At 71.1% G+C, this 14,451-nt stretch carries 14 protein-coding genes and 2 tRNA genes; 6 read left to right on the forward strand and 10 right to left on the reverse strand.

Annotated features, from left to right (window positions below; translation table 11 throughout):
- Positions 1–27: 27 nt before the first annotated feature.
- From ACFULQ_RS45310 to ACFULQ_RS45335, 6 genes are all read right to left on the reverse strand, one after another.
- Entirely contained in the window at positions 28–2,250 is a 2,223-nt protein-coding gene (locus tag ACFULQ_RS45310) for a glycosyltransferase family 39 protein (protein ID WP_383556574.1), read from the reverse strand.
- Positions 2,250–3,788: a glycosyltransferase gene (locus ACFULQ_RS45315; RefSeq protein ID WP_383556577.1), complete on the reverse strand. Its 1,539-nt coding sequence runs from the start codon at positions 3,786–3,788 to the stop codon at positions 2,250–2,252. The genes ACFULQ_RS45310 and ACFULQ_RS45315 overlap by 1 nt, the downstream gene beginning before the upstream one ends.
- Positions 3,789–3,802: 14 nt before the next feature.
- On the reverse strand, positions 3,803–5,479 hold the full coding sequence (locus ACFULQ_RS45320; protein ID WP_383556580.1) for an ATP-binding protein: 1,677 nt from the start codon (positions 5,477–5,479) through the stop codon (positions 3,803–3,805).
- The gene (locus ACFULQ_RS45325; protein WP_330265850.1) at positions 5,476–6,216 is read right to left on the reverse strand and encodes a response regulator transcription factor; all 741 of its coding nucleotides are present in this window, start codon (positions 6,214–6,216) and stop codon (positions 5,476–5,478) included. The genes ACFULQ_RS45320 and ACFULQ_RS45325 overlap by 4 nt, the downstream gene beginning before the upstream one ends.
- Positions 6,217–6,385: 169 nt before the next feature.
- Positions 6,386–7,264, reverse strand: a complete 879-nt coding sequence (locus ACFULQ_RS45330) for a DUF2797 domain-containing protein (RefSeq protein WP_383556583.1) — start codon at positions 7,262–7,264, stop codon at positions 6,386–6,388.
- Between the two features lie 84 nt (positions 7,265–7,348).
- On the reverse strand, positions 7,349–7,720 hold the full coding sequence (locus ACFULQ_RS45335; RefSeq protein ID WP_383556585.1) for an HGxxPAAW family protein: 372 nt from the start codon (positions 7,718–7,720) through the stop codon (positions 7,349–7,351).
- 81 nt (positions 7,721–7,801) lie between these two features.
- Here ACFULQ_RS45335 and ACFULQ_RS45340 point away from each other — a divergent pair, with 81 nt between their 5' ends.
- Both ACFULQ_RS45340 and ACFULQ_RS45345 read left to right on the forward strand, forming a co-directional pair.
- Complete coding sequence (locus tag ACFULQ_RS45340; protein WP_383556588.1) at positions 7,802–8,290, forward strand: MarR family winged helix-turn-helix transcriptional regulator; 489 nt, start codon at positions 7,802–7,804, stop codon at positions 8,288–8,290.
- 182 nt (positions 8,291–8,472) lie between these two features.
- Positions 8,473–9,000 (forward strand): hypothetical protein, encoded by a 528-nt coding sequence (locus tag ACFULQ_RS45345; protein WP_383556590.1) that lies wholly within the window; start codon positions 8,473–8,475, stop codon positions 8,998–9,000.
- Here ACFULQ_RS45345 and ACFULQ_RS45350 read toward each other — a convergent pair.
- Positions 8,909–9,514, reverse strand: coding sequence for an NUDIX hydrolase (locus ACFULQ_RS45350; RefSeq protein ID WP_383556593.1), 606 nt, complete (start codon positions 9,512–9,514; stop codon positions 8,909–8,911). The genes ACFULQ_RS45345 and ACFULQ_RS45350 overlap by 92 nt on opposite strands.
- Before the next feature lie 176 nt (positions 9,515–9,690).
- On the opposite strand from ACFULQ_RS45350, the gene ACFULQ_RS45355 reads away from it, so the two are divergent.
- On the forward strand, positions 9,691–9,930 hold the full coding sequence (locus ACFULQ_RS45355; protein ID WP_383556596.1) for a hypothetical protein: 240 nt from the start codon (positions 9,691–9,693) through the stop codon (positions 9,928–9,930).
- A gap of 21 nt (positions 9,931–9,951) precedes the next feature.
- On the opposite strand, the gene ACFULQ_RS45360 is transcribed toward ACFULQ_RS45355, so the two are convergent.
- Positions 9,952–10,356 carry a cytidine deaminase family protein gene (locus ACFULQ_RS45360; RefSeq protein WP_383556598.1) on the reverse strand — a complete coding sequence of 135 codons (405 nt, stop codon included), beginning with the start codon at positions 10,354–10,356 and terminating at the stop codon, positions 9,952–9,954.
- Positions 10,357–10,523: 167 nt separating this feature from the next.
- Between ACFULQ_RS45360 and ACFULQ_RS45365 the strand changes: the two genes are divergently transcribed.
- A complete protein-coding gene (locus tag ACFULQ_RS45365; protein WP_383556600.1) occupies positions 10,524–10,943 on the forward strand; it encodes a hypothetical protein in 420 nt (139 codons plus the stop codon).
- 236 nt (positions 10,944–11,179) lie between these two features.
- Here ACFULQ_RS45365 and ACFULQ_RS45370 read toward each other — a convergent pair.
- Positions 11,180–11,252, reverse strand: a tRNA-Arg gene (locus ACFULQ_RS45370).
- 189 nt (positions 11,253–11,441) lie between these two features.
- Positions 11,442–11,532, reverse strand: a tRNA-Ser gene (locus tag ACFULQ_RS45375).
- 153 nt (positions 11,533–11,685) lie between these two features.
- Between ACFULQ_RS45375 and ACFULQ_RS45380 the strand changes: the two genes are divergently transcribed.
- Both ACFULQ_RS45380 and ACFULQ_RS45385 read left to right on the forward strand, forming a co-directional pair.
- Positions 11,686–12,201, forward strand: a complete 516-nt coding sequence (locus ACFULQ_RS45380) for a hypothetical protein (protein WP_383556603.1) — start codon at positions 11,686–11,688, stop codon at positions 12,199–12,201.
- Between the two features lie 183 nt (positions 12,202–12,384).
- The coding region (locus ACFULQ_RS45385; RefSeq protein ID WP_383556605.1) for a PAS domain-containing protein at positions 12,385–14,451 on the forward strand (2,067 nt) is incomplete at its 3' end.

The following is a 14,451-nucleotide window of genomic DNA, read 5'->3' on the forward strand; positions in this document are numbered from 1 at the left end:
ACGCCCCTGTACGGCCCAGGCCCTACCTCAGTTGCTCGCCTTCTGGGTGAGGTCGTAGAAGGTGGCCGAACCGACCGTCACCTTCTTGAAGTTGGCCTCGACCCATGAGGTGATCTGCGAGGACGTACCGCTGCTGCTGCCGCCCATGCCGCCGTCGGTGCCGCTGGAGATGAAGTAGTGGATCCTGCCGTCCTCCACGTACTTCTTGAACTGGGCCAGTGTCGGGGACGGGTCGGTGCCGTTGAAGCCGCCGATCGCCATCACGGACTCGTCGGAGGCCAGCTGGTAGCTCGCCGCGTTCTGGGCGCCGATCGCGGCCGCCGCCCAGGTGTAGTCGTCCGCGTCGGCCTGGAGCAGCTTCTTGGCCTCGGAGGAGACGGAGGCGCCGTTGAGCAGGCCGCCGACTCCGCCGCCACCGCCGCCGCCCATGCCGTCCTGCTGGTTGGGGGTGGTGCCGTTGCCCTGCTGGTTCTGGGAGTTGCCGTTGCCGTTCTGGCCCGGCATGCCGCCGCCGAAGCCGCCGGTGGTGCCACCCGTGCCGCCGCCCGGGAGGCCCTGGCCCTGCTGGCCCTGCGTGTTCCCGTTCCCGTTCTGCTGGTTCTGGCCGCCGAAGCCGCCCATGCCGCCTCCGCCGCCACCGGGACCGCCGCCCCGGCCGCCGCCTCCGCCGAAGCCCATCATGCTCGCGCCCGCCGGACCCGCCGTCGGGATGGACCCGGTGTGCGCGGAGTTCACCGTGCTCAGCGTGTACGCCGTGGGGCCGGCCAGCGCGGCCACGATGCCCAGGGCCGCCGCACCGAGCGCCAGCTGCCTGCCGAGCCTGGCCACGAAGACCAGGCCGAGCGCGGCGACCAGGCCGCCGATCAGGACCAGCCACTTGAGCCAGGGCAGGTAGTCGGGGGTGCGGTTGAGGAGGACGTACCCCCAGGCGGCACCGGCCACCACCGCCGCCGCGAGGGTGAGCGAGGCCCACGTCTCGGCGCGCTTCTCCCACAGGATTCCGGCGCCCATGCCGACCACGGCGGCGATGTAGGGAGCCAGGGCGATCGTGTAGTACTGGTGGAAGATGCCCGCCATGAAGCTGAAGACCACCAGGGTGATCAGCAGCGAGCCGCCCCAGACGAGGAACGAACCGCGGGTCGCGGAGGTCCGCTTGAGCTTGCGCGTCGCCACCAGGCCCGCGACCAGCAGGATCAGCGCGGCCGGCAGCAGCCAGGAGATCTGGCTGCCGATCTCGGAGTTGAACATCCGGTTCCAGCCGGTCTCGCCCCACTGGCCGGTGCCGCCCCCGCCGCCACCGCCGCCGACGCTGCCGGTCTCCTCGCCGTTGAGCCGGCCGAGTCCGTTGTAGCCGAAGGTCAGTTCAAGGAACGAGTTGTTCTGGGAGCCGCCGATGTAGGGGCGGGAGGAAGCGGGCCACAGCTCGACGATCGCGACCCACCAGCCGGCGGAGACGACCAGCGCGACGGTGGCCAGGGCCAGTTGACCGATCCGCTTCTTCCACGTGTGCGGGCCGACCGCCGCGTAGACGAAGGCCAGCGCCGGGAGGATCAGGAAGGCCTGGAGGGTCTTCGCGAGGAACGCGAAGCCGATCGCGACTCCCGCCCACACCAGCCACTTCGTCCGGCCGTCCTCGATGGCCCGTACGACGAAGTAGCAGGCCAGCGCCATCAGCAGGGCCAGCATCGCGTCCGGGTTGTTGAACCGGAACATCAGCGCCGCGACGGGGGTGAGCGCGAGCACCGCGCCCGCGAGCAGACCGGCCCCGGGGCTGAACCGGCGCCGTACGGAGGCGTAGACGACTGCGACGGTGCCGACGCCCATGAGGACCTCGGGGCCGAGGATCGTCCACGAGTTCAGACCGAAGATCCGGGCCGCGATCTCCATCGGCCACAGGAACGCCGAGGGCTTGTCGACGGTGATGGCGTTGCCCGCGTCCAGCGAGCCGAAGAACATCGCCTTCCAGCTCTTGGTGCCGGCCTGGACGGCCGCCGAGTAGAAGGAGTTGGCGTAGCCGGAGGCGCTCAGGTTGTAGAAGTAGAGCGCCGCGGTGGCGAGCAGCAGGCCCCAGAAGGCCGGGCGCGCCCAGCGCGGGTCCTCGGGCCGGCCGCGCCACAGTCTGCGCGCGAAGGGCTGCTGGGGTTCACCGGACTCGGGGGCCGGGGGGACGACCGGCGCCTCGGGGGCCGCCGTCACCGCCGGACCCCACCCGGAACCCTGCTGGGTCGGATGGTCGGTCTGCGTGGTCATCAGGAGTTCCTCGGGTCGGTGTCGGTCGAGCGCACCGGCTGAAGGTGCACGGTGGCGTCCGTCCAGGAGTGCTGCTGGTTCGCCGTCGGGCGCTGGGGCAGCGGAGCGTAGGGCTGCTGCGGGAGGTGCTGGGTGGCGTACGGCTCCTGGGTGGCGTACGGCTGGGGCGTGCCGTACGACTGCTGCGTGCCGTACGACTGCTGGGTGCCGTAGGCCTCCTGCGTGCCGTAGGTCGGTGAGGACGGTGTGGAGGGGGGCGGCGTGTGGGTGGCCACCACCGTGGAGCGGGACCGGTCCTCGTCCCGGTCGGGGAAGACCCACGCCCGGAAGAGCAGGAAGCGCAGCACGGTCGCCGCGAGGTTGGCGGCGATGAGGACCGCCAGCTCGGTGGAGTGCGCCGGGTCGCTGCTGGCCGCGTTGAGCGCGGCGAGGGAGCCGGAGGTCAGCGCGAGGCCGATGCCGAAGACGACCAGGCCCTGCGCCTGGTGGCGGACGGCGCCGCCCCGCCCGCGCACCCCGAAGGTCAGCCGCCGGTTGGCCGCGGTGTTGGCGACCGCCGAGACCAGCAGGGCCAGCGCGTTGGCGGTCTGGGAGCCGCCGAACTGCCGGAAGACGCTGTAGAGCAGCAGGTAGAAGAGGGTCGACAGACCGCCCACGACACAGAACCCGACGAGCTGGCGGGCCAGCCCCTTCGGCACGTCCTGGACGTCACGGTCGCGCGGGTCGTCGCCGAACGGACGGGCGATCCGGTCCAGCGGCAGTGCGCCGGTGGCAAGGGCCTTGCCCACCCGCCACACCCCCTTCAGGTCCTCGGTCGCCGTCTTGACGATGTGGACGGTGGAGTCGGGGTCGTCGACCCAGTCGACGGGCACTTCGTGGATACGAAGTCCCGCGCGCTCGGCGATGACCAGCATCTCGGTGTCGAAGAACCAGCCGGTGTCCTCCACCAGCGGCAGCAGGACCTGCGCCACGTCACGCCGGATGGCCTTGAAGCCGCACTGTGCGTCGGAGAAGCGGGCCTGGAGGGAGCCGCGCAGGATCAGGTTGTAGGCGCGGGAGATGAACTCGCGCTTCGGGCCGCGCACGACCCGGGAGCTGCGGGCGAGCCGGGAGCCGATCGCCAGGTCGGAGTGGCCCGAGATCAGCGGGGCCACCAGCGGCAGCAGGGCGTTGAGGTCGGTGGACAGGTCCACGTCCATGTAGGCGAGGACCGGGGCGTCCGAGGCGGACCAGACGGTCCGCAGGGCCCGGCCGCGGCCCTTCTGCTCCAGTCGGAAGGCCCGGACCTCCGGGATCTCCGCCTCCAGCCGCTGCGACACCAGGGGAGTGGTGTCCGTCGAGGCGTTGTCCGCGATGGTGATGCGGAACGCGTACGGGAACGTGCGCTTGAGGTGCTCGTGCAGTCTCAGCACACACGGCTGGAGGTCCTTCTCCTCGTTGTAGACGGGGATCACTACGTCCAGGACAGGCGTACCGGCGTCGCCGGCCGGGAGGTGCTCCCGCGCCGGCAGGGTGCCGGGAGAAGAGTCGGTTCGCATGGGAACGACTCTGGTCAAGCCCCCTGTTGCACCCATATGGCGGCGCTGTGCTGTGCCTGTGAGTGCGATTGCCAGTTCGTTTCGGGCGCCGGACGCGGGGTCGCGGGGCCGACCGCGGGCAGGTGCATGGTGAAGACAGTGCGCCCGGGCACGCTGTCGACGGTCACGGCACCGCCGTGCGCGCTCGCCACGGCCTGCACGATGGCGAGGCCGAGACCGGTGGAGCCGGAGGCACGGGAGCGCGAGGAGTCACCGCGCGCGAACCGTTCGAAGACGTGCGGGAGCAGGTCGGGCGGGATGCCCTGGCCGTTGTCCTCGACGTCCACGCACATCCAGGGGCCGCGCCGCTGGATCCGGGCGGTGACGGTCGTGCCCTCCGGGGTGTGTTTGCGGGCGTTGCCGAGCAGGTTGATGAGCACCTGCTGGAGACGGGCCGCGTCACCGGAGACCAGGGCCGGTTCGTCGGGCAGGTCCAGGCGCCAGTTGTGGTCCATGCCGGCCGCGCGGGCGTCGCTGATGGTGTCCACGACGAGCGGGATCAGGTCGGTCTGCTCGAACTGGAGCGGCCGCCCCGCGTCCAGGCGCGCGAGCAGCAGCAGGTCCTCCACGAGCAGCGTCATCCGGCCCGCCTCGGACTCGATACGGCCCAGCGCGTGCCGGGTGTCGGGGCCGACCTCTTCCCTGCCGCGTCGGGTCAGCTCGGCGTACCCGCGGATGGAGGCGAGCGGGGTCCTGAGCTCATGACTGGCGTCGGCGACGAACTGCCGTACCCGCATCTCGCTCTGCTGCCGGGCGTGCAGGGCGCCGTGGACGTGGTCCAGCATCCTGTTCAGCGCGGAGCCGACCTGGCCGACCTCGGTGTGCGGATCGCACTCCGACTCCGGCACCCGCTCGCTGAGGTTCACCTCGCCGGTGTGGAGCGGCAGTTCGGAGACCCGGGTGGCGGTGTTGGCGACCTTGCGCAGGGGCCGGGTGGCGAGGCCGACCAGCACGTAACCGGCGATGACGGCCGCGCCGAGACCGGCCGCGGTGACGCTGACCTCGACGAGGATCAGGGTGTTGACGGTGCTGTTGACCTCGGAGGTCGGCAGGGCCACGTAGTACGCGTCACCGGTCTGCTGGTTCTTGACGTACTGCACGCGGTACTCGCCGAGCCCCGGGATGTCGACCGTGTGGGGACTGTTGTCCTTCGCCACGGCAGCGAGGGCGGCCTTCTGCGCGGTGTTGAGGCTGCCCGCGCTCATCTCCGTGAAGACACCGTTGCTGTCGGCCTGCTGCACGGCGATCGCCGCGCTGGCGATCTTGCCGTTCTGCACGTACGCGGCGATCGTCTTCGGCTGCGTCGGGGGCTGCCGGACAAACTTCGCGGCCTTCTGACTGGCCGAGGTCGAGGCATCCGCGTCAACCGGACTGGTCGAGGTCTGGGAGCCGCCCGGGTTCTGGCCCTGGCCGAGCGGCGGTTGCTTTCCGTCCATGCGGCCGCCGACGGCACGCATGGCGACGTCCTTCACCTTGCCGTCGAGCTGCTGGTAGAGGTGGGACTTCAGCGCCAGAGTCGTCACGGTGCCGATCACCGAGCAGACCACGGCGATCAGCACCACCGACGCGACGACGAGCCGCGTCCGCAGCGTGCGCGGCTTACCTGCTCGCCCTGCTCGCTTCTGCGCCCGCGGCCGTCGTCGCCCGCTCATGAGGCGGCGGGCTTGATCAGGTAACCGGCACCGCGCCGGGTGTGGATCATCGGCTCACGTCCCGCGTCGATCTTCCGGCGCAGGTACGAGATGTACAGCTCGACCACATTGGCCTGCCCGCCGAAGTCGTAAGACCACACCCGGTCCAGGATCTGCGCCTTGCTGAGCACCCGCCGGGGATTGCGCATCAGGAACCGCAGGAGTTCGAACTCGGTCGCGGTGAGGTGGATGTTCTCCCCGGCCCGCGAGACCTCGTGGCTGTCCTCGTCGAGCGTGAGGTCGCCGACGACCAGCACGGAGTCGGACCGCCGGTCGGCCGCGCCGGACCGCCGGATCAGCCCCCGCAGCCGGGCCACGACCTCTTCGAGGCTGAACGGCTTGGTGACGTAGTCGTCACCACCGGCGGTGAGCCCGGCGATACGGTCCTCGACGGCGTCCTTGGCCGTCAGGAACAGCACGGGCACGTCCGGCAGTTCACGCCTCAGCCGCCCGAGGACGGCCAGTCCGTCCATGTCGGGAAGCATCATGTCGAGAACGACGGCGTCCGGCCGGAACTCCCGCGCGGTCTGCACGGCACCCATGCCGTCTCCCGCACTCCGGATCTGCCATCCCTCATAGCGCAGGGCCATGGACAGCAGCTCGGTGATCGACAGCTCGTCGTCCACCACAAGCACTCGGACGGGGCTCCCGTCCGGCCTCAGCAGTTCGGTGCGCCCCTGGGGCGAGGTCGTGGTCATGGTGAACACCATGTCGGGGCCCCCTGAGAACACCCTTTCGGCAATCTGTGATTTCCCTGAGAAACACACAGGCGCCTCTCAGGGAACGCCTGGGGAATCGCTTGTTCTGCGGCGCCGCTGCGGGCTCTTCACGTCGGGCCACTCCCCGGTCAGCCCCCTTCAGCCCCGGTCAGAACAGCCCGTCCTGCACCCCGGGCGCCTCCTTGAACTCCCTTAGCGGCACGGTGATTTCCGCCCCGTCGGCCGCCGGGACCAGCTCCCAGCCCGTCATCAGGCGGGTGTCCAGGACGACGACCCCCTTGCCCTCCGTCTCCAGATGCAGGTCGGGACCGGCTGCCGCGACGAGCCGACCGCCCACCGACCCGCCCGCCACGAGCCCGCTCACCTCGCCCACGGCGGCGGGCAGCCCCACGAGGCCGAAGACCTCGACATGGTCGACCGGTTCGTACGGGGCGCGCTCCAGGGACTCCGGCCAGCCGCCCAGCGTCCGGGCCCGGGCGTGCAACTCCGCGATCTCGGCGGCCCGTTCACCGGCCGAGGCCGGCAGGGACGACCGTACGGCCCGCTTGTCGCCGTACGGAACGCGGTCCGGCACCGAGAGCGCGGCCCGCAGCAGTTCCTCGGTGCGCCTGGCCGCCATGAGCGGGCCGGTGCCGAGCCAGCTGAAGCAGACGGCGCCCTGTTCCAGCAGGCGCGCGGAGCCCCGTTCGTATGCCGTGATGCCGACCTTGACCATGCCCGGCCCGAACCACGCGAGATATACCCGGTACGGCCGGGGGTCGTCCGCGAGGGTGTCGGCGGCCACCGAGTGCGCCCGGTCCAGCCGCGCGCACTCCTCGCACCGCGCCCCGGTGCTCCGCCCCGACACCGCGGCCCGCGCCGCACACGCATGCCCCCGCGCTCCCACGCATGTCCGCACACCCCCCTCAGCGACCCCGAAGGCCACCCGCTTCCCCCAGGTCAGCGCACTGCGCCGCCCGCCGTCCCACCGCAGCACGGGTCCGTCGGCCGACCACCACAGCCCCGCGCACTTCCATGCCTGTGCCATCCCTCACGAGAGTAGGGGGCACCACTGACAACGGCGGTCGCCCAGGGGACGACCGGGGTCGACCGGGGTCGCGATCGGGCCGCTTCAGCCCACCGACTCCACGGCGACCGGTTCCGCCGCGGCCCCCACCACGGCCCCGACCGCCGTGCTCCGCCGTCCTCCCCGCCCCGCCAACCGGCACCCGACACACCCCGCATGCCCCTCCCGCGCGCTCGTGTCCCGCACCCGCATCCCCCACTCCGCACGCGGCCGGCGTCCCGGCGGCTTGCCCCAGCCGGACAGGTGCAGGGCCCAGGTGACGAGGACGCTCAGCGCGGTGACCGCGAGCCCTGCGGCGATCAGCGCACCGGAGACCATGCACACGCCCAGCCCCAGCACAGCCGTCCCCACCGTCGCGATGCCGAAGCCGGTCCACCCCGCGACCGTGTGCCCCTCGTCATACTGATGTGCGCTCACAAACCCTCCTCGACCAGTTCTCTCACCTCCTAAGAAATTTAGCGCGGAAACTTCTCACATACTAAGAGAATCAGGAACCCGATGCCCGCCGAGCCCCGCCCCGCCGCCACCGCGGCCCAGGCACTGGAGGCGATGGACTTCTTCATCGCCACCGCCCACCTCGGCCAGCAGGAGATGGCCCAACGGCTGGGCGTGAACGTCACCGACCTGCTGTCCTTCGCCTGCGTCCTGAAGGCCGGCGAGGACCTCCTCACCGCGGGCGACCTCGCCGAGCACGCCCACGTCACCACCGGCGCGGTCACCGGCATCCTCAACCGCCTCGAACGCGGCGGTTACGTCACCCGCGTCCCCGACCCCACCGACCGCCGCCGCGTCCGGGTCGCCGCCCGCCCCGACGCCGTGGCCAAGGTCATCGCCCTCTACCAGCCGTACTACGACCGCCTCGACGCCGTCTTCGCCGAGTACTCCGCCAAGGAGATCGCCGTACTCCACGACTGGTTCAGCCGTACGACGAACCTGGCGCTGGAGTACATCGAGGAGCTGCGGGCGAAGGACGCGGAGGGCGAGTAGGGGGAGTTCCCCACCGGCGGGGTCCCCACCATGGAGGTACAGCCAGCCCTACCCCCGATCCGGGAGGGTGCTCCATCGATCCGGCGAGTGCGCGACGGCATCGTTGATCGCAGCCGATCCGCAGGGGGTCGAGCAGATCGCGAAGCCCGTGAACTTCGCGACGAGCCGGAGGGAACACCACGATGGAGCCGCAGACGGCCGGCAGCACGAGGTCCCCGTCCCCGTCCCCGTCCCCGGCGGCTCCCGGCCCCCTCGCCTCCTTCGTGCGCTTCGTCGTCTGCGGCGGCGGGGTCGGTGTCCTGTCCAGCCTCGCCGTGCCGCTGGTGGCCATGACGGTTCCGTGGGCGGTCGCGAACGCGGTGATCACGGTGGTCTCCACGCTCCTGTGCACCGAGCTGCACGCCCTGTTCACCTTCGGCACGGGCCGCCGCGCGGGCCTGCGCCGGCACCTCCAGTCCTCCGGCTCGGCGGTCGCCGCGTACGCCGTCACCAGCGTTGCGATGTTCCTGCTCCACACGGTCCAATCGGCCCCGACGATGCTCACGGAACAGGCGGTCTACCTCACCGCCTCCGCCCTCGCCGGCACCGGCCGCTTCCTGGTCCTGCGCCTGTTCGTCTTCACCACCACCCGCAAGCCCCACCCGGCGATGCGGCCCACCGCCCTCCCCCGCCCGCAGCTGTCCCGCCCGGCGGTGAGCACGGCCTGCTGATGAAGGGGAGGGTGTCCGAAGCGCGCCCGCACTTCAGATACCGCCGCAGAGCCTCCACCCCGTCGGACACGAACTCCCCCCGCGCGACGGCTTCCACCAGCTCCTCCTCCCCGAACCAGCCGTACCACGCGATCTCCGTCGGATCCGGCACGATCGCCCCGCTCACGACGGCTTCGTGCACCCCGAGCCAGTAAGGGCTGATCTCCCCCCGGCACAGGAACCGCAGGACGGGCCGCACCGGCACCCCGAACACCCCCAGCTCCTCGCCGAGTTCACGGACGGCCGCCTCCTCCCACGACTCCCCGGCCTCGGCGGCCCCGCCGATCAGCCAGTTGTACTGCCCCGGGAACCGGGACATCCCGTCCGACCGCCGGTGCACGAGTATCCGGCCGCGCGGATCACGGCAGACGGTGGTCGCGACCCGGTGCAGCCACTTCTTCTCGATGGCCTCCGCCCGGTCCACCACCCCGACGACCCGGTCGTCCTCGTCCACCCGATCCACCAGCTCGCCCATGAGGCCAACCATCGCAGAGGGGTACGACAACGCCCTCGCCGAAGCCTCGTGGGGAGGGTGGCAACCCCCCGCGGGTACAGCTGTCCCCACCCCGGATCGGGCGGCGGGCCGCATGTCGTGGCGCCGGGATCGGCGGCATCGTAGAAGCAACGCAACTCCTCCGGGAAGGAACTCCGATGAGCCCGCTGCTGCCCTCCAAGTCCGCCGCGTCCGTCGCCTCCGCCGCGTCCGTCGCATCCGCCGCGTCCGTACCGTCGGCCGAGATCGCTTCCGAGAGCGAACTGGCCCCGCTCCTCACCGCCTGGGACCTGGCCCACCCGACCGCGGCCGACCCCGACTGGCGTCACTTGCTGGACGAGATCGCCCATCCACGCACGACGGAGGCGTTCCGCGGCCTGGCAGCGAGTGCGGTGTGAGATCGCGCAGTTGATGCCGATTCACTCGGTGTCGAGCTGGTGGTCGGCCCAGACGTAGCTCTCGGGCAACAGGTCGGTGACGGGAACGGTCCGAATGCGGTCCTTGCCACCGACGATGACCCCGAGACCGGGAAAGTAGTCGAGCAGGGCCTGCCGGCACCGGCCGCACGGAGGAATGATCCCGCGGTCGCGGTCGCCCACGGCGACGATGGTGTCCAGCTCGTAGACACCCTGCGCGGCCGCAGCCCCGATGAGGACCAGTTCGGCGCAGGGCCCTCCGGTGAAGTGATAGGCGTTCACCGCGGTGACGATCCGACCGTCCCGAGCGCGCCCCGCGGCGGCCACGGTGTGGTTGTCACCCCGGCAGCGCGTACGAGCGACCTCGGCGGCGGCCTGCACGAGCTCGTGATCGACAGGGTGGGTCATTTGATCAGCTCCCACCGGCAAGCGTCATGGCCACACACGACAAAACGACTCCCGCAAGCAAGCAATCCCGGCCCGTGGATCACCTCACAACACCCTGCCCGTGTCAAACGAGTTGACCGTCCACCGTCCTTGCCCCGTTGTCAGTCCTGTCGAACACAATGCGCGTCATGAGTGATCACTACGAGCTTGTCCTCTCCTGCTTCCTGCGCGACGACACGCCTCCCCGGGTTCTGGCAGCCCTGCGCTGGCACCTGGGGATCGACGACGACGGTCCGGACAATCTGGACCCGGACGACCATCCGTACCCGCTGCTCCTCACGGGCCAGAGACGGCTTCCCGGCGGAGACTTCATGTCCCTGCAACGCACGGTGCAGGAGCGCACGTCATCGGGAGAGCGGTACGAGTGGGAGCTGTTCGTGCGCACCTACTGGGTCGACGACCTCACGCTCTACCTCGACGCCCTGCTCGCACTGATCGCTCCACACGTCGCACACCCGGGCTACGGCGGCCACATACGCGACGAGTACGACACCGAGGTGAAGCCCTTCAAGTTCCATGACGGCACGTACGATCCCGTCGAGGTCTAGGGGGGAGTCCTTGACCACCCACTGATGTCGGGGCGCCGCGGGGCTGGACCCCGATAACCCGTCGCACAGTGACCAGCCGTTCGCGGGCCCCGGCAAGCCACTCGGCCTTTCAGGTCGACCGGGACACGGACGGAAATCCGCGTGCTCGGCGACGAAGGGTCGTCCAGCCCGATCAAGTCGAGCGGCTCTACGACAAAGCCCCCTCCGGGATGATCCCGAGGGGGCTTTGATCTGTGTGCACTCGGCAGGATTCGAACCTGCAACCTTCTGATCCGTAGTCAGATGCTCTATCCGTTAAGCTACGAGTGCTTGTTCTGTTTTCTCGCCGTTCCTTGCCCTTTCGGGCCGCTCGCGGCGACAGGAAGAACATTACATGACTGCCGCTCGCATGTGAAATCCGTTTGCCGTACCCCTTGTGACCTGCGGAAACACCCATCTGGGGGTGGGGGACGACGACGAAGCCCCGGTCCTGGGGACCGGGGCTTCGGTGATCTTGCGCGGAGGCGGAGGGATTTGAACCCTCGATGGGATTTAAGTCCCAAACCGCATTAGCAGTGCGGCGCCATAGACCGGACTAGGCGACGCCTCCCGCACAGCCGCTCGCGCGAGCGCGAGTGGTGCGTGCAGATGATGACACAGTCGCAGGGTGTGTCACCAATCGGTTCCCACGGTACTAGGCAGGCGGGTCGCAGGGCAAAGTGCCTCCGCGCAACGTACGGCGCCGCCCGGCGTTAGTCAGGGCATGTCACACGTCAGGTCACACGTCAGTCCGGGCCCCTCGCACATCACCCGGTTCCGCCGGCTCGCCCGGTTCAGCCCGCTCCCCCTCTTCCTCGCCGCCCTCGCCCCCGCGCACGCCTCGGCGGCACCCGGCGGCGACCACCTCACCGTCACCGTCCGGGACGCCGGCGACCGGAGCGGCACCTATGAGGTGAGCTGTCCCCCGGGCAACGCATCCGGCAGCGGATCCGGCGGTGCATTCGGCAAGGCATCCGAGCCGGACCCCCACCCCAACCTCCCCGCCGCCTGCGCCGCTGTAGACCGCAACACCCGCTGGGGACGCGACACCTTCGCCCCCGTCCCCGACGGCAGCGTCTGCACCATGCTCTACGGCGGCCCCGCGACCGCCCACGTCACCGGCACCTGGGCCGGCCGCCCCGTGGACGCCCGGTTCGACCGGAGCAACGGGTGCGAGACGGCGCGCTGGGACCGCTTCGTGCCGCTCCTCCCCGACATGGGCACCCGGCCCGTCGCCTAGCCCCCGGGATGCCTCCTCCGGATACGGTCACACGTTCTACTTCACTTCGTCGTGCGACCTCCCTCTCATCCGGCACCCCCGCACAACCGCTGCGCTTAGACTCCCTCGCGTGACACGTCGCGGGCCCCTTGGCAAGATGGCCCGAGCGGTCGGCAAGATGCGGTAACAGGGAGGAAGCGTCTCGTGAGCAGCAGGCCATCCCGAGGCGCTGCTCGCCTCGCAGCCATACTCGACGCGCTTCCCGATGCGTTGGTGCTGGTCAACGCCAATGGAACAGTCGTCAACGCCAACACCATCGCGCTGGAGGCGTTCGAAGCGCCGGGGACGGCTCTGGTGGGGCGGGGGCTCCTCGATCTGCTGCCCGAGTTCGACTCGCGGCTCATCCCCGGCTCCATGCGCCGGCCCGACCACATGGACCCCCGCGGGCGCACCAAGCCGACCCGGATGGTGGCCAGGAGGACCGACGGCACCGAGTTCCCCGTCGAGGTCACCAGCGCCAACCTGGAGAACGGCCAGCAGGCCTACGACGGTTACGGCTACAGCGGCGACGAGCTGCTCATGCTCGTCGTACGCGACCTGACCGGGACCGTCGACACCGAGGCCGAACTGGCCCGGTCCCAGCGGCAGACGGAGATGATCCTGCGGGCCGCGGCCGAGGGGGTCGTGGGGACCGACACCGACGGGCGGATCGTGCTCGTCAACCCGGCCGCCGCCCAGATACTGGGGTACCGGGCCAGCGACCTCGGTGGCCGCGAACTCCACGACCTCATCCTGCACTCGCGCGCCGACGGCACCCCCTTCCCCTACGAGGAGTCGCCGCTCGCCGACACCCTGCGCTCCGGGCGCAAGCACCGGGTGCGCGGACAGGTGCTGTGGTCCAAGAAGGGCGAGAAGGTCCCCGTCGACCTGACGACCGCACCCGTGCGCGACGGCGACCAGCTCGTCGGCGCCGTGCTCACCTTCACCGACCGCCGGCCCTACGACGCCCTCGCCGACGAGAAGGCCGCCGTCGAGAAGGCCCACGCCGAGGAGCTGGAGCGGATCGAGGAGGAGCACGCCTCCGAGCTGACCGCCCTGCGGCAGAAGCACATCACCGAGCTGGAGGAGCTCCAGGAGCGGCACGACGAGGAACTCGCCGCCGGCGAGGAGCGGTACGCCGCCCTCGGGGAGCGCGAGAAGGACCGCTACGAGGCCCTCGCCGGTCGGCACGACCAACTGCTGACACTGCTCGGGCGCTCCCTGCGCGGCCCCCTGGACGAACTGCGCCGCGAACTGTCCACGCTCGCCGCCGACGACGCCGGACAGCTGTGGCCCGAGGCCAACCAGGTCCTGCACCACCTCTCGGCCGGCTACTCCCGCATCACCCACCTCATCGACAACGTCCTCGGCTACCAGCGCCTCGACGCGGGCACCGACGCTGTCGTCCGTACGAACGTCATGCTCGACGCGGTCGTCGCCGCCGGTGTGGACGGCGCGGTCGAGCTCATCGGGCCGGGGCGCGTCCAGTTCGCCGTGCACGCGCCGCCCATCGAGGCCGAGGTCGACGCCCAGCGCCTCGCGACTGCGCTCGCCCATCTCATCGCGGACGTCGCCGGCGTCGACGCGACCGGGAACGCTCCCGTGTCCGCGGGCGGTTACATGGACAACACGGTCGTGGTGGCGGCCGCGCAGCGCGGCGAGGGCGTACGCATCGAGGTGCGCGGGCCGTACGCCGGGGGCGACCCGGTGCACGAGCCGATCGTGCGCGGGATCGTGCGCGCCCACGGCGGTGTGCTCCAGACGCACGAGGTGCCGGGCATGAGCGGCAGCGCGTACGTCCTCGAAGTGCCCATCGGCGGTGGGGCGGGGGCCGTCGCGGTTCCCGGTCCGGCCGCGCTGGAGGCCGCGCCCGTGGCGGCCGCGTCCGCTCCGGTGGACAACGCCCCCGCCGAGGGCGGCGGGCGGCGGCGGGCCCGGCGGTCCTCCACCGACTCCTTCCTCGACGGTGACCTCCCGGTGGCCGAGGCCGACGAGTCCTCCGCGCCCACCGGGCGGCGCAGGCGCCGGGCGGCGGCGGAGCAGGAACAGGCCCTGGCCCTGCCGGCGCAGGCCTCCGGTGAGGACGCGGACGGCGGCTCCGGTGGTACCGGGCGGCGCCGCGGACGGCCCGCCGAAGGTGCCGACGGCGCCGATGCGGGTGACGCCGGGGTGTCCGAGGGGGCCGTGGTGACCGCCGCCGAGCATGCCGCCGGGTCCGCGGCGGTCGGGAGC

It is taken from the genome of Streptomyces sp. NPDC057253, from assembly GCF_042669125.1.
In the GTDB taxonomy this organism is placed as follows: domain Bacteria; phylum Actinomycetota; class Actinomycetes; order Streptomycetales; family Streptomycetaceae; genus Streptomyces.

Excerpts from the sequence above, each read along its gene's own strand:
- ACFULQ_RS45330 (WP_383556583.1), bottom strand. The coding sequence starts at position 7,264 with ATGGCACAGGCATGGAAGTGCGCGGGGCTGTGGTGGTCGGCCGACGGA.
- ACFULQ_RS45355 (WP_383556596.1), top strand. The coding sequence starts at position 9,691 with ATGAGCCCGCTGCTGCCCTCCAAGTCCGCCGCGTCCGTCGCCTCCGCC.
- ACFULQ_RS45345 (WP_383556590.1), top strand. The coding sequence starts at position 8,473 with ATGGAGCCGCAGACGGCCGGCAGCACGAGGTCCCCGTCCCCGTCCCCG.
- ACFULQ_RS45325 (WP_330265850.1), bottom strand. The coding sequence starts at position 6,216 with ATGACCACGACCTCGCCCCAGGGGCGCACCGAACTGCTGAGGCCGGAC.
- ACFULQ_RS45365 (WP_383556600.1), top strand. The coding sequence starts at position 10,524 with ATGAGTGATCACTACGAGCTTGTCCTCTCCTGCTTCCTGCGCGACGAC.
- ACFULQ_RS45310 (WP_383556574.1), bottom strand. The coding sequence starts at position 2,250 with ATGACCACGCAGACCGACCATCCGACCCAGCAGGGTTCCGGGTGGGGT.
- ACFULQ_RS45380 (WP_383556603.1), top strand. The coding sequence starts at position 11,686 with ATGTCACACGTCAGGTCACACGTCAGTCCGGGCCCCTCGCACATCACC.
- ACFULQ_RS45350 (WP_383556593.1), bottom strand. The coding sequence starts at position 9,514 with ATGGGCGAGCTGGTGGATCGGGTGGACGAGGACGACCGGGTCGTCGGG.
- ACFULQ_RS45340 (WP_383556588.1), top strand. The coding sequence starts at position 7,802 with ATGCCCGCCGAGCCCCGCCCCGCCGCCACCGCGGCCCAGGCACTGGAG.
- ACFULQ_RS45320 (WP_383556580.1), bottom strand. The coding sequence starts at position 5,479 with ATGAGCGGGCGACGACGGCCGCGGGCGCAGAAGCGAGCAGGGCGAGCA.
- ACFULQ_RS45315 (WP_383556577.1), bottom strand. The coding sequence starts at position 3,788 with ATGCGAACCGACTCTTCTCCCGGCACCCTGCCGGCGCGGGAGCACCTC.
- ACFULQ_RS45360 (WP_383556598.1), bottom strand. The coding sequence starts at position 10,356 with ATGACCCACCCTGTCGATCACGAGCTCGTGCAGGCCGCCGCCGAGGTC.